Genomic DNA, 12,917 nt, shown 5'->3' on the forward strand with positions numbered 1-12,917 from the left:
CCCGGCCGCACGACTAGGTGGGGATCGTCTGCCCCTTGCCGACCACGGTGATGCCGGAGTCGGTGACGTGGAAACCCCGGGCCCGGTCCTCCTCCGGGTCCACCCCGATGCGCGCGTCGTCGGGCACGGTGACGAACTTGTCGACGATGGCCCGCTGCACCACGGCGTGGCGCCCGACCTGCACCCCGTCCATGAGGACGGACTCGCTGACGTGGGCCCAGGAGTCGAGCCGGACGTTGGGGGAGACCACCGACTTCTCCACCAGCGCCCCGGACACGACGGTGCCCTGGGAGACGATGGAGTTCACCGCGTGCCCGTAGGTGCCCTGCCAGCCGTGGACGAACTTCGCCGGCGGGTAGTAGTCCTGGGCGGTGATGATGGGCCACTCGTAGTTGTAGAGGTTGAACACCGGCAGCACCGAGATGAGGTCCATCTGGGCCTCGAAGTAGGAGTCCAGCGTCCCCACGTCGCGCCAGTAGGCGCGGTCGCGGTCGGTGGCGCCGGGGACCTCGTTGTCCTTGAAGTCGTAGACGGAGGCCTGCCCGCGGGAGACGAAGTCGGGGACGATGTCCCCGCCCATGTCGTGCTTGGAGCCCTCGTTCTCGGAGTCGCGGGTCACCGCGTCGACGAGCGCGTCGGCGTCGAAGACGTAGTTGCCCATCGAGGCCAGCACCTCGTGGGGGGAGTCCTCCAGGCCCTGGGGGTCCTTCGGCTTCTCCAGGAACTCCGCGATCCGGTTCGAGCCCGGGGCGGTCTGGATGACGCCGAACTGGTCGGCCAGCGAGATGGGCTGGCGGATCGCGGCGACCGAGCAGGGCGAGCCGGAGGCGATGTGGGCGTCGACCATCTGCGAGAAGTCCATGCGGTACACGTGGTCGGCGCCGACCACGACGACGATGTCGGGCCGCTCGTCGGAGACGAGGTTGAGCGACTGGTAGATGGCGTCGGCCGAGCCGAGGTACCAGCGCTGGCCCACGCGCTGCTGGGCGGGCACGGAGGCGATGTAGGAGCCGAAGAGGTTCGACATCCGCCAGCCCTGGGAGATGTGGCGGTCCAGCGAGTGCGACTTGTACTGGGTGAGGACCACGACCTTGCGGTAGCCCGCGTTCACGAGGTTCGACAGGGCGAAGTCGATGAGGCGGTAGGTCCCCCCGAACGGGACGGCGGGTTTGGCCCGGTCGGCGGTGAGCGGCATGAGCCGCTTGCCCTCCCCACCGGCGAGGACGATCGCGAGGACGTTCGGTGTGGCCACGAGGGGCACGATAGGCCCCGCTACCGTGACGTGCCCACCAGTGAGGGAAGGAAGTCCCATGCGTGTCGACCTGCTGACCAAGGAGTACCCGCCGGAGATCTACGGCGGAGCGGGGGTCCACGTCGAGGAACTGGTCCGCGCGCTGCGCGCCGTGCCCGGTGGCCCGGAGGTGCAGGTGCGCTGCTTCGGGGCCCCGCGCACCGAGCCCGGCGCCACCGCCTACCCCGAGCCGGCCGACCTCGCCGGGGCCAACGCGGCCCTGCGCACCCTGGGGGTGGACCTGCCGATGGCCGCCGCCGTCGAGGGCGCCGACCTCGTCCACTCCCACACCTGGTACGCCAACACCGCCGGGCACCTGGCCTCCCTGCTGCACGGGATCCCCCACGTGGTCACCGCCCACAGCCTCGAACCGCTGCGGCCCTGGAAGGCCGAGCAGCTCGGCGGGGGCTACCGCGTCTCCTCCTGGGCGGAGAAGACCGCCTTCGAGGCCGCCGCGGGCGTCGTCGCCGTCAGCGCCGGCATGCGCGCGGACATCCTGCGCAGCTACCCCGCCCTGGACCCCGCCCGCGTCCACGTCGTCCACAACGGCATCGACGCCACCGAGTGGACGCCCGTCGAGGGCCGGGACCTGGTGCGCGCCAACGGGGTCGACCCCGACCGCCCCAGCGTCGTCTTCGTCGGGCGCATCACCCGGCAGAAGGGCCTGCCGCACCTGCTGCGCGCCTGCGCGCAGCTGCCGCCGGAGGTCCAGCTCGTCCTGTGCGCCGGCGCCCCGGACACCCCCGAGATCGCCGCCGAGGTCGCCGGCCTCGTCGCCGACCTGCAGCGGACGCGCGAGGGCGTGGTCTGGCTGGACCGCCACCTCTCGCGCCCGGAGCTGCTCGAGCACCTCTCCCAGGCCACCGTCTTCGTCTGCCCCTCGGTGTACGAGCCCCTGGGCATCGTCAACCTCGAGGCCATGGCCTGCGGCGCCGCCGTCGTGGGCACCGCCACCGGCGGCATCCCCGAGGTCGTCGAGGACGGCGTCACCGGGTGGCTGGTGCCCATCGAGCAGGTCACCGACGGCACCGGTGCCCCGGTGGACCCCGACCGCTTCGTCGCCGACCTCGCCGCCACCCTGGCCGAGGCCGTCGCCGACCCCGACGTCGCCCGCGCCCGCGGGGCCGCCGGGCGCGCCCGGGCCGTCGAGCACTTCTCCTGGGACGCCATCGCCGCCCGCACCCTGGAGGTGTACCGCTCGCTCCTGTGAGCGGGCCCCCGCCCGCCGCCGGGCGGGTCCGCGCCCCCGGCGGGCCGGGTAGGTTCGCCGGGGTGGACGAGCGCGCGCGGGAGGACCGGGGCTGGCTGGCCGCCTACCGGGGGCTGAGCCCCGAGCAGGTCCGGCGGCGGGCCCGGGACGAGGGGCGGCCGCTGCGGGTCCTGCACCCGGGCTCGGTGGTGACCATGGACTTCCGCCCCGACCGGCTCAACCTGCACCTCGACGAGCACGGGGAGCCGCTGGACGTCACCGCCGGTTGAGGACCGACCGCGCGGACCGCCGGCCCCGGCACCCCTAGGGGCGGGCCGGCTCGGCGTGGGCGTTGACCGCGGCCACCAGCGCCCGCCGGGCCACCCCGGCGACCTCGCGCAGCGCCCGCGCCCGCGAGGTCGCCTCCAGGCTGGTGATGGCGGCCCCGTCGTCCTCGGTGGCCAGGTCCACGATGGCCAGCACGCGCGCGGCGGTCTGCAGCACGCGCGTGACCCGCGGCGACGTGCCCGCGGGGACGGCGTCGCGGGCCAGGCCCCCGTCGCGCACCGCCGCGATCCGGTCCGCGGCGTCCTCGCGCCAGCGCGCCACGTCCAGCGTCGCCAGGGCCTGGGTGGCGGTGCTCAGGGCCACCCGCAGCTCCCGCTCGGACTCCGCGACGCTGGAGCTCTCCGGGGCCCGGCGCGGCGCGGCGCCCAGCACCCGCCACGTCACCAGCGCCCCCGGTTCCCACACCGACCCGAACTCGGTGACCTCCGGGACCAGGGCCCAGCGCTGCGCGCACCCGTCCAGCTCCGCGACCACGCACTCCCCGGCCTCCAGGGCGGCGACGTTGACCGCCGCGGGCCCCGGCAGCCCCCGCGGGTCCCCGGGCACCGGCAGCGCCAGCAGCAGCCGCCCCCCGCCGGCGGTGTGGGCGCACTCGGCCAGCGCCGCCAGCAGAGTGCGCACGTCGTCGGGGGTGCCGGGCAGACCCGGCAGGGCGCTCGCGCCCTCCTCGAAGCTCACCGCGTGCGGCTCGTCGTCGCGCAGCACGGCGGCCACCGCGGGCTCCAGGGGGACGTCCGCGCTCAGCACACCGGTTCCCCAGGCGGCCAACCGCGCGGAGCGGGGCAGGTCCAGCACGGCCCGAAGCCTACGACCCGCGCCGCCCGGGCCGGAGCGGCCGGGTCGCGGCGGGGTCGTTAGGGTCGCCGGCATGACCACCTCCCCGCACCGAGCGCCGGCGTCGGTGCTGGACCTGTCCGCGGTCACCGTCCGGCGGGGGACCAGCGTGCTGCTGGACGCCGTGGACCTGGCCGTCGAGGAGGGCGAGCGCTGGGTCGTCCTCGGTCCCAACGGCGCCGGGAAGTCCACCCTGCTGTCCCTGGCCGCCGGGCGGCTCTTCCCCACCTCCGGCACGGTGGGGATCCTGGGCGAGACCCTCGGCCGCGTGGACGTCTTCGAGCTGCGCCCGCGCATCGGCCTGGCCAGCACCGCCCTGGGCAACGCCGTGCCCGGGCAGGAGCGCGTCCGCGACGTCGTGGTGACCGCCGCCTACGGCGTCACCGGCCGCTGGCGGGAGGAGTACGACCCCCACGACGAGGCGCGCGCGGAGCACCTGCTGAGCCTGCTCGGGGTGGCCCACCTCGCCGGGCGCGCCTTCGGGACCCTCTCCGACGGAGAACGCAAGCGCACCCAGATCGCGCGGGCCCTCATGACCGACCCCGAGCTGCTGCTGCTGGACGAACCCGCCGGTGGCCTGGACCTCGGCGGGCGCGAGGACCTGCTGCGCCGCCTCACCGCGCTGGCGGCCGACCCGGCCGCCCCCACCACCGTGCTGGTCACCCACCACGTCGAGGAGATCCCCGTCGGCACCACGCACGCGCTGCTGCTGCGCGAGGGCGCGCGGGTGGCGGCCGGCCCCGTCGAGGAGGTCCTCACCTCGTCGGCGCTGTCGGGGACCTTCGGCCTGGCCCTCGACGTCGAGCACCGCGACGGCCGGTTCTCCGCGCGCGCGGTGTAGCCCGCCGGGGGCGGCCCGGGTCGCGTTCGCCTCGCCCGCGGCTGCTCCCCCTGCCAGGGTGGACCCATGGTCTCCGTCCCGGACTTCTCCCAGGCTCCTGCCGCTGCGGCCGTGGAGCTGGTCACCCCGCCGGACGCCGAGCCGGTCCCCGCTCCGGTCGCGGCGCCGGAGGCGGACGACCGCGAGCCCGGGGTCGAGACCGGGTCCGGGGGCTGACGCCCGGCCCCGGGTGCGGCACCGGGAGGTGGCGCCGGTCGGGGTGGGTCATGCTGGGACGGTGCGCCGGTGGGATCCGCTCCAGGAGCAGGGAACCCGCCAGCAGCGGCGGATCGTCGCGGCGGGGCCCCCCGTCCCCTCCACCGCGGACGTCGCCGGCTTCGAGGCCTACCCCCGCTTCTACGCCAAGGTGCGTCACGGACGGCTGCTGGACTCCGCGGGCACCTTCGAGGAGATCGTGCGCTCGGCCCGCGGCGGCTGGGCGACCGGGACGACGGTGACCGCGACCCACCTGGCCCCCGACCGCCACCCCGTGCTGCTCGCCCGCCCCCGCACCGGTGAGGTCGCCGAGGCGACGTGCGCGGCCACCCGCTGGGTGGCCGAAGTGCCCGGGGACGCGACCTCGGAGCTGGTGGCCGCGCTGCGGACCCTGCGGGCCTTCGACGCCCTGCCGCAGATGAGCATCCAGAGCGACGTGGTCCCCGGATCCGCGGCCGCCGCCACCCAGGCGGCGTGGCTGCGGGGGGAGGTCCGGGCCGGGGTAGACGGGTTCCGCGTCCAGTGCCCGCTCCCGCCGGGCCACGAGGGCCTGTGCGTGGTGCCCGCCCTGGCCGGGGACGTGAGGTGGAGCTGGGACCGCGAGCGCGAGGTCATCGTCACCTGACCCGCGCCCTGCCCGCCCCGGGGGCGGTCCCGCCCCGCTGGGGTCCACCTGACGCCCTCAGGCCTCCGCGGCGCCCCCGCCGCGGCGTTCGGCGAGGACGGCGGCGAGGTCGGTGAGAAACTCCCGGACCGCGGCGCGCACGTCGTCGGCGTCCCACTCGAGCCCGGCGCGGCCGACGGTGATCTCGGTGCGGGAGAGGCCGGGGGGCAGGCCGGGTTCGCGCCAGGGGTGGGTGAGGAGGGCGGTGCCGGTGCGCTCGGCCTGGCGGGTGGCGGCCTCGGTGAGGACGTCGGCGGGGTGGGGCAGCCAGAGCTGGAACTGGTGGGTGTGCGGGGTGGCGGGGTGGACGGCGAACCAGGGGACGCCCGCGGCGGTGAGTTCACCGGCGAGGGCGTGCGCGACCACGCGGGCCCGGGCCACCTGGGCGGGCAGCCGCGGGAGTTCCTGGTCCAGGCCGTGGAGGGCGGTGAGGGCGGCGGGGAACTGCTGAAAGATGTTGCCGCCGTAGCGGTGCCGTTCCAGGCGGGCGTGCTCGACGAACGCGGCGGGGCCGGCCAGGGCCGCGCCGGAGAGGCCCCGCAAGGACTTGTAGAAGGAGACGTAGACGCTGTCGGCGAGGGCGGCGATCTGGTCGAGGGGGCGCCCGAAGTGGTCGGTGGTCTCCCAGAGGCGGGCGCCGTCGACGTGGACGGCGGCGCCGCGGTCGCGGGCCGCGGCGGTGACGTCGACGAGTTCCTCCCAGGTGGGGAGCAGGTACCCGGCGTCGCGCAGGGGGAGTTCGAGCACGAGGGTGCCGAACGGCTCCGCGACGCCGCGCACGTCGTCGGCGGTGGTGGGGCGCGGCGCGGTGGTGACGGGGACGGTGCGCAGGCCGGCGAGGCGGGGGAGGGCGTCGGACTCGTGGACCAGGAGGTGGGAGAGGGCGTGCAGGGCGACCGTGCCCCGCCCGTCGCCGGGTCCATCGCCGGGTCCGCCGCCGGTTCCGCCGCCGCGCCCGTCGCGGGCGGCCCAGCAGCGGAGGGCGACCTGCTGGGCCGTGGTCCCGGAGGGGAAGAACGCCGCGTCCTCGGTGCCGAGGAGGTCCGCGACGCGCCGTTCGAGGTCGGTGACGACGCCGTCGCCGTAGACGTCGACGGAGGAGTCGAGGTCGACCCCGCCCGCGGCGACGGCGAGGTCGTCGAGGCGCTGGCGCAGGGTGGCGGTGGTGGTGGGGCGGTCCAGGACGCGGGCGGCCCGCTGCACGGCCCGCACCTCGCGCTCACCGCGGGTGGCTCTCCTGCTGCTGCTCACCGGAGGCATCGTAGGTGAGGACCCCGCCGCCGAGGTCCTGCGCGGCGGCCGCGCTCCCGACGGCCCGTTCCCGTCGACGGTGCGTCTCAGTCCCGGCGCTGGGTGGTGCGCAGGTGGGCCCGGGCGACGTCGAGCGCGTCGCCGAGGGCGAGGAGCTGCTCGTGGCTGAGGAGGTCGACGAGGTTCTCGCGCACGACGCGGACGTGACCGGGGGCGGCCCGCCGCAGGGCGTCGAGACCGTCCTCGGTCAGGGTCGCCAGGACGCCGCGGTCGTCGTCCTGGAACGCCTGGCGGTGCACGAGCCCGAGCTTCTCCAGCTGGGTGACCTGGTAGGTGAGCCCGCTGCGGGAGGTGACGAGGAGGTCCGCCAGTTCCGCCATCCGCAGCCGCCGCTGCGGAGCCTCGGCCAGCCGGGTCAGCAGTTCGTACTGCGGCTGGGTGAGCCCGCCGTCCTCGCGCAACTGCTGGTCGATGCGGCGCAGCAGCAGGTTGCTGGTGTCGAGGAACGCGACCCAGGCGCGCATCTCGGTCTCGTCCAACCATCGGGGTTCCACGGTCAGCAGGTTAACCCACTTGATTCCAATCCGAACGACCCCTACTGTTCCTCGTGCTAATTCGAATTCAAACGACAGCGCTGCGGTCCCGCAGCGCCCCGGCCACCGCCGGGCACGACCTGGAGGAACCATGGAGATCGCCGTCATCGGAGCGGGCAACGTCGGATCCGCCCTCGCCGCGCGCCTCGTCGCCCTGGGGCACCACGTGACCCTCGCCGGCAGCCGCCCCGACTCCCCGCGCCTGCTGCGCGCCGCGGAGACCGCCGGTGCCGACTCCGCCGCCGCGGCGGACGCCGTGCGCGCGGCGGAGGTGGCGTTCCTGGCCGTCCCCTTCACCGCCCTGGACGCCACGCTCACCGACGAGGTCCGGGCCGGTCTGGACGGCACCGTCGTGGTCGACGTCACCAACCCCCTGGCCGCGGACTTCATGTCGCTGACGATCGGGCACACGACCTCCGCCGGGGAGCAGGTCGCGGCCCGCCTCCCGCGCTCCCGCGTGGTCAAGGCGTTCAACACGGTCATGGCGGCGACCCTGGCGACCCCCGTCCTCGGCGGCGTCCGTCAGTTGCTGCCCGTGGCCGGCGACGACCCCGCGGCCAAGCAGGTCGTGATCGACCTCGGGACGCGACTGGGTTTCGACGCCGTCGACGCGGGGCCCCTCACCAACGCCCGCTACCTCGAACCCGCCGTCGAGCTCCTCGTCCAGCTCGGCTACGGCCAGGGTCTCGGCGACCGCATCGGGTTCCACCTCGCGCGCGCCTGACCTCGCCCGCGCCGCCGGTGCCGTTCCGCGACCGGGCCGGGAAACTCGGCACGCCGGTCACCGGCCGGGGGCCGCCCGCCCGGGGGTCCAGCGGTTCCGGTGCAGGCGCTCGACCCCGTCGAGGAGCAGGTCGAGGGAGAACTCGAACTCGAACTGGTCGTCGCAGCCCGGTCCGAGGGTCGACGGCTCGTCGTGCGTCGCGCGCCGGGCGATCTCGGCGACGTGCGGGTAGGTCTCCCCCAGTCGCTGGAGCAGCGCGGCCCGGGCGGCCGGGTCCGGCGCGGCGGCGTGGTCGTCGACGAACAGTTCCTGGCTGAAGCCGAGCACGCGGCTGCCCAGGGCGTGCATCACGTGGTGGGTCAGGTCGACGGAGAGCCCACCGCGGCGGAAGGCCGCGATCATCGCGTCGGTGTGGGCGAGGACCGTCGGTGTCGGCGCCGTCCGGGTCTCGAGCACGCGCCGGGCCCACGGGTGCCGCAGCAGCGCGCGGCGCGCGGCGCGCGGCGAGGATCCGTTCGCGCACCGCGGGTCTCCACTCGTCCTCGTCCGGTCGATCGATCTCGCCGACGACGACGTCGACCATGCCGTCGAGCAGTTCCTCCTTGTGGGCGACGTGCTTGTAGAGGGCCATGGGGACGACGCCCAGTTCCTGCGCGAGCCGGCGCATGCTGAGCTCGTCGATGCCCTCGGCGTCCGAGAGCGCGACGGCGCTGCGGAGCACCCGTCCGCGGTTGAGCGGCGCCCGTCGGGCGGCGCCCGTGCTGGACCGCACCACGCGGCACCTCCTCGTGGGGTGACGACCGGTACCCCGTTGACAGGCGTACACCGTGCACCTTCGTCGCTCCTCGAAGGTGTACGACGTACACCTCAGGGTCGGGAGGGCACGTGGACGCACTGCGCAGGACCGCCACCACCGCCGGGACGCTGTTCCTCGTCACCGAGGTCGCCGCCGTCGGCGGCAAGCTGCTGCAGCGGCCGGCGCTCGACCCCGGCTACCTCGACCCGGGCGCCACCGGCACCGTCCGCGCCGGATCGCTGCTCGAACTCGTCCTGGCGCTGGCCTGCATCGAGACCGCTGTCGTCCTCCACCCCGTCCTCCGGCGCGGGCAGTCCGCCCTCGCGCTCGGGTACGTGGCCGGGCGCCTCCTGGAGGCCGTCGCCATCGTCATCGGGCTCACCAGCGTCCTGGCGATCACGTCGCTGCGCGAGGGCGCCGAGGCGACGGGGGCGGGCGAAGGGCACCGCGTCGCGGCCGAGACGCTCACCGCCGTGCACGACTGGGCGTTCCAGGTCGGCCCCAACCTGGTCCTGGGCCTCAACAGCCTCCTCCTCGCCCACCTCGTGCTCCGCGCGCGCCTGGTCCCCCGCTCCATCGCGCTGCTCGGCCTCGTCGGCGGGTCCCTGGTCACGGCCTCGGACGCGCTGCTCGTCCTCGGTGTCGTCGAGATGTACTCGCCCGTCACCTTCGTCCTCGCCCTCCCGGTCCTCGCCCGGGAGCTCAGCCTCGCGGTCCACCTCGTCCGCCGGGGTTTCCCCGAGGTGCCCGCCGTCCCGGAGACCTCCGGGGGAGCGGCACCCACCGGCGTACCCGGCTGACGACCCGCCCCGCCGACGGTCGGCTGCCGCGTGAGCCATGATCGGAGGCGTGACGGGCCCCGACCGCGACGACGAGCCGCCCGGCCCCCCGCGGCGCGGGCCGGCGGGACGGGCCGGGGCCCGAGGGCTCGTCGCCACCGCGCGGGAGACCGCGCTGGTCGTGGCGGTGGCGCTCGTGGTCTCGATGGTGGTCAAGACCTTCCTGCTGCAGGCCTTCTTCATCCCCTCGGAGTCGATGGAGCCGACCCTCGCCGTCGGCGACCGCGTCGTCGTCAGCAAGCTGACCCCCGGCCCGTTCCCGCTGCAGCGCGGCGACGTCGTCGTCTTCGCCGACCCCGGCGGCTGGCTCCCGCCGGCGGCGCCGACCCGCCGCGGCCCGGTCGGCACCGCCGTCACCGGTGCGCTCACGTTCGTCGGTCTCCTGCCCGACGACGCCGACGAGCACCTCGTCAAGCGCGTCGTCGGCCTCCCCGGCGACCACGTCGCCTGCTGCGACGGGCAGGGGCGGCTCACCGTCGACGGCGCCCCCCTCGACGAGTCCGCCCACCTCGCCGCCGGCGCCGCGCCCAGCGAGCAGCCGTTCGACGTCACCGTGCCCCCGGGTGAGCTGTGGGTCATGGGCGACAACCGCCCGCGCTCCTGCGACTCCCGCTGCCACGCGGACGAGCCGCGCGGCGGCTTCGTACCCCTCGACCTGGTCACCGGTCGCGCCGTCGCCGTGGTCTGGCCGCCGGGGCACCTGGACCGGCTGAGCACCCCGGACGACGACGGCGGTGCACCGGGCGCTCCCTGACCGTCCCCGGGTGCCGCCGGCCACCGCGCCGGGTGGTCGGGGAAACCGGTCCGCGGAATCCCGGACGCATCGACAGTCGATACGTCATGCTGGGACGGTCGTCAGCGCCCGCGGCGGCACGAGCCGCACCAGGAGCCTCCATGTCGTTGCCCACGCCGGCGTCCACGCCCGCGTCGACGCCCCCGGACCGGGCCCACGTCCGCCCCCGCACCATCCGCCTCCTCGGCTGGGCCGTGCACGTCGTGGGCCTCTACCTCCTGGTCGCCGGTTCCGCCTACGCCATCGGTGCAGCGACCCAGGCGCCGGCCACGGTGCGGGTGCCGGTGGTGGTCACCGTCGCCACGCCCGGCGCCGAGGCCGGTGGGTTCGCCACCACCGACCGGAACCAGCGGCTGGACGACGTCGTCCTCCCCGGCGAGGGCAACTGGGTCACCGCCCGCGACGACGCGGCGACCTTCACCCTCTCGTCGTGGGGTTCCACCCGTCTCGAGCAGTTCCTCTCCCGCGGCGACGGCGCCGTCCTGGGCCTCGCAGCGGCCGTCGTCTCCTTCCTCCTGCAACCGGTCCTGACCTCGCTGGCCGGTCCTCGGCCCTTCGCCCGGCGCAACGCCCGCCGCTTCGCAGCCATGGCGGTCACGGTGCTGCTCGCCGCCGTGCTGCACCCGCTGCTGCCTTCCCTGGCCAGCGGGATGGTGCTGGAGCGTCTGGGGCACCCCGCCTCCCTGGCGGTCCCGGACCTCCAACTGCACCTGCTGCCCGTCGCGGCGGTGGTGGCCGCGCTGCTGCTGCTGGCGGAGGCGTTCCGCCAGGCCGAGCGCCTGGACCACGAGGTGGAGGGGCTGGTGTGAGCCCGCGCGGGGCGAGCGTCCCCGACCGGGACGGCGCGGGAGGTGAGGGCGGTGGGCCCGGAGACCCGCACCGGATCACCTGCCACCTGGACGACCTGCTGCGGGAGCGGGGGATGACCCTGGTCGAACTGGCCGAACGGGCCGGGGTGACCGTGGTGAACCTGTCGGTGCTCAAGAACGACCGGGCCCGGGCCGTGCGCTTCAGCACCCTGACCGCGGTGTGCGACGTCCTGCGGTGCCAACCCGGCGACGTGCTGAGCCTGCGACCGCGGAGCTGATCGCCCCACGGCCGGCGCCCGCGCCGGCCGCCCCGAGGAGCGGCACGGACGGGCGCTGCGTCCCCGGGAGGGCGACGCCCCGGGCGGCGGGGTCAGCCCGCCGCGGCGGAGCGCCGCTCCCGCTGCGCGAGGACGGTCGCGGCGACGAGCACGAGCAGGACCGCGGCGAGCCCGTCGAAGCCGGCGCGCGCGAGGACGGGCCCGGCGGCGGCACCGCCGACGGCACCGGCCAGGCTCATCAACGCGTCGGACACCCCCTGCAGGCGGGGGCGCTGGACCGGGCTGACCGCGGCGCTGACCAGGGCGGCCCCGGCCACGGTGGAGGCCGACCACCCCAGGCCCAGCAGGACCAGCCCGGCGGTCACCACGACGGTGTCCTCCGGGCCGAGCACCGCCAGCAGCAGAGCGAGCAGGAGCAGCGCCTGCCCGAGGAGGACCGTCGTGCGCGCGCCCAGGCGGTCGGTGAGGTGGCCGAAGAGCGGGGAGAGGGCGTACATCCCCGCCACGTGCAGGCTGATCGTCAGTCCCACCAGGCCGAGCGAGGCGCCGTGGGAGCTCAGGTGCACCGGCGTCATCGACATCAGCGCCACCATGACCGCGTGGCTGAGGGCGACGGTCAGCACCGCGCGCCGGGCGGCGGGGGAGGAGCGCAGCACGCTCAGGCCGCCGGTGCGCCGCTCACCCGCCGCCGTGCTCGTCGCCGCGACGCCGGCTCCGGCCCGCGCCGCGGCCGTCGCCGTGAGCAGGGGGTCCGGGCGCAGGCCCACCAGGTAGACGAGGGCCCCGAGGGCCTGGGCGACGGCGGAGATGACGAACCCGCCGGTCAGGGACGGGAGGTCGAGGGCCCGGCCGACGGCCTCGCCGGGTTCGAAGAGGTTCGGCCCGGCCACCGCCCCCACGGTGGTGGACCACACCACCAGGGACAGGTCCCGCCCGCGGCGGGACGCCGCGGCGAGGTCGGTGGCGGCGAAGCGGGCCTGCAGGTTCAGCGCCTGACCGGACCCCAGCAGCAGGACGCCGGCCAGCAGCAGCCACAGGTGCACCAGGACCGCCGCGGTCACGACCGTCCCCGCGCCCGCGACGGCGAGGAGGGCGCCGGTGCTCAGCGAGGTGCGCCGGCCCCGGGCCTGCGCGAGGCGGGCCAGCGGCACGGCCAGCGCGGCCGCGCCGAGGGTGGCCATCGTCGCGGCCATCCCCGACCAGGCCGGTGAACCGGACACGCGGGTGATCAGCAACGCCCCCAGGCTGAGGGTGGCGCCCGCGCCCAGGCCGCCCAGGACCTGGCCGGCGACCAGGACGCGCACGACCCTCCGCTGCAGGTCGCGGTGCGCCAGGGCGCCGGGTGGGGTGGTGTTCGCGGACACGCGCGGCCTCTGATCCCTCGTGCTCGGTGGTGGGCCCGGGGACCGGCG

15 protein-coding genes and 1 pseudogene are annotated in these 12,917 nt (G+C 75.9%); 10 read left to right on the plus strand and 6 right to left on the minus strand.

Annotated elements, in window-relative coordinates; all coding sequences use genetic code 11:
* Positions 1–13: 13 nt before the first annotated feature.
* A complete protein-coding gene (glgC, locus tag KRAD_RS19545; protein WP_041293563.1) occupies positions 14–1,252 on the minus strand; it encodes a glucose-1-phosphate adenylyltransferase in 1,239 nt (412 codons plus the stop codon).
* A gap of 58 nt (positions 1,253–1,310) precedes the next feature.
* Between glgC and glgA the strand changes: the two genes are divergently transcribed.
* Together glgA and KRAD_RS26165 are read left to right on the plus strand one after the other, a co-directional pair.
* Positions 1,311–2,501: a glycogen synthase gene (gene glgA / locus KRAD_RS19550; protein WP_012087390.1), complete on the plus strand. Its 1,191-nt coding sequence runs from the start codon at positions 1,311–1,313 to the stop codon at positions 2,499–2,501.
* On the plus strand, positions 2,498–2,770 hold the full coding sequence (locus KRAD_RS26165; RefSeq protein ID WP_012087391.1) for an I78 family peptidase inhibitor: 273 nt from the start codon (positions 2,498–2,500) through the stop codon (positions 2,768–2,770). The genes glgA and KRAD_RS26165 overlap by 4 nt, the downstream gene beginning before the upstream one ends.
* A 34-nt stretch (positions 2,771–2,804) precedes the next feature.
* Here the strand turns inward: KRAD_RS26165 and KRAD_RS19560 are convergent, their stop codons facing one another.
* The gene (locus KRAD_RS19560) at positions 2,805–3,623 is read right to left on the minus strand and encodes a hypothetical protein (RefSeq protein ID WP_012087392.1); all 819 of its coding nucleotides are present in this window, start codon (positions 3,621–3,623) and stop codon (positions 2,805–2,807) included.
* 73 nt (positions 3,624–3,696) lie between these two features.
* On the opposite strand from KRAD_RS19560, the gene KRAD_RS19565 reads away from it, so the two are divergent.
* The 3 genes from KRAD_RS19565 to KRAD_RS19570 all read left to right on the plus strand — a co-directional run bounded on the left by KRAD_RS19565 (position 3,697) and on the right by KRAD_RS19570 (position 5,383).
* Positions 3,697–4,503, plus strand: coding sequence for an ABC transporter ATP-binding protein (locus KRAD_RS19565; RefSeq protein ID WP_012087393.1), 807 nt, complete (start codon positions 3,697–3,699; stop codon positions 4,501–4,503).
* Positions 4,504–4,569: 66 nt separating this feature from the next.
* A complete protein-coding gene (locus KRAD_RS26170; protein ID WP_157873654.1) occupies positions 4,570–4,719 on the plus strand; it encodes a hypothetical protein in 150 nt (49 codons plus the stop codon).
* A gap of 61 nt (positions 4,720–4,780) precedes the next feature.
* On the plus strand, positions 4,781–5,383 hold the full coding sequence (locus KRAD_RS19570; RefSeq protein WP_041292230.1) for a hypothetical protein: 603 nt from the start codon (positions 4,781–4,783) through the stop codon (positions 5,381–5,383).
* A gap of 57 nt (positions 5,384–5,440) precedes the next feature.
* Here the strand turns inward: KRAD_RS19570 and KRAD_RS19575 are convergent, their stop codons facing one another.
* Both KRAD_RS19575 and KRAD_RS19580 read right to left on the minus strand, forming a co-directional pair.
* Positions 5,441–6,682, minus strand: coding sequence for a threonine aldolase family protein (locus tag KRAD_RS19575; RefSeq protein WP_012087395.1), 1,242 nt, complete (start codon positions 6,680–6,682; stop codon positions 5,441–5,443).
* 77 nt (positions 6,683–6,759) lie between these two features.
* Complete coding sequence (locus KRAD_RS19580; protein WP_012087396.1) at positions 6,760–7,227, minus strand: MarR family winged helix-turn-helix transcriptional regulator; 468 nt, start codon at positions 7,225–7,227, stop codon at positions 6,760–6,762.
* Between the two features lie 130 nt (positions 7,228–7,357).
* Here KRAD_RS19580 and KRAD_RS19585 point away from each other — a divergent pair, with 130 nt between their 5' ends.
* A complete protein-coding gene (locus KRAD_RS19585; RefSeq protein ID WP_012087397.1) occupies positions 7,358–7,990 on the plus strand; it encodes an NADPH-dependent F420 reductase in 633 nt (210 codons plus the stop codon).
* Positions 7,991–8,047: 57 nt separating this feature from the next.
* Here KRAD_RS19585 and KRAD_RS19590 read toward each other — a convergent pair.
* Positions 8,048–8,762 (minus strand): annotated as a pseudogene (locus KRAD_RS19590) (TetR/AcrR family transcriptional regulator).
* A 113-nt stretch (positions 8,763–8,875) separates the two neighbouring features.
* Between KRAD_RS19590 and KRAD_RS19595 the strand changes: the two are divergent.
* From KRAD_RS19595 to KRAD_RS27765, 4 genes are all read left to right on the plus strand, one after another.
* The gene (locus KRAD_RS19595) at positions 8,876–9,586 is read left to right on the plus strand and encodes a DUF4386 domain-containing protein (protein WP_012087398.1); all 711 of its coding nucleotides are present in this window, start codon (positions 8,876–8,878) and stop codon (positions 9,584–9,586) included.
* A gap of 37 nt (positions 9,587–9,623) precedes the next feature.
* Positions 9,624–10,379 carry a signal peptidase I gene (lepB, locus tag KRAD_RS19600; protein ID WP_012087399.1) on the plus strand — a complete coding sequence of 252 codons (756 nt, stop codon included), beginning with the start codon at positions 9,624–9,626 and terminating at the stop codon, positions 10,377–10,379.
* A 140-nt stretch (positions 10,380–10,519) separates the two neighbouring features.
* Entirely contained in the window at positions 10,520–11,227 is a 708-nt protein-coding gene (locus tag KRAD_RS19605; RefSeq protein ID WP_012087400.1) for a hypothetical protein, read from the plus strand.
* Positions 11,224–11,505, plus strand: a complete 282-nt coding sequence (locus KRAD_RS27765; RefSeq protein WP_012087401.1) for a helix-turn-helix domain-containing protein — start codon at positions 11,224–11,226, stop codon at positions 11,503–11,505. Before KRAD_RS19605 ends, KRAD_RS27765 begins: the two co-directional genes overlap by 4 nt.
* Before the next feature lie 92 nt (positions 11,506–11,597).
* Here KRAD_RS27765 and KRAD_RS19615 read toward each other — a convergent pair whose 3' ends face one another.
* Positions 11,598–12,869, minus strand: a complete 1,272-nt coding sequence (locus KRAD_RS19615) for an MFS transporter (RefSeq protein WP_012087402.1) — start codon at positions 12,867–12,869, stop codon at positions 11,598–11,600.
* Positions 12,870–12,917 lie beyond the last annotated feature (48 nt).

The sequence above is a fragment of the Kineococcus radiotolerans SRS30216 = ATCC BAA-149 genome (assembly GCF_000017305.1).
GTDB classification, from domain to species: Bacteria; Actinomycetota; Actinomycetes; order Actinomycetales; family Kineococcaceae; genus Kineococcus; species Kineococcus radiotolerans.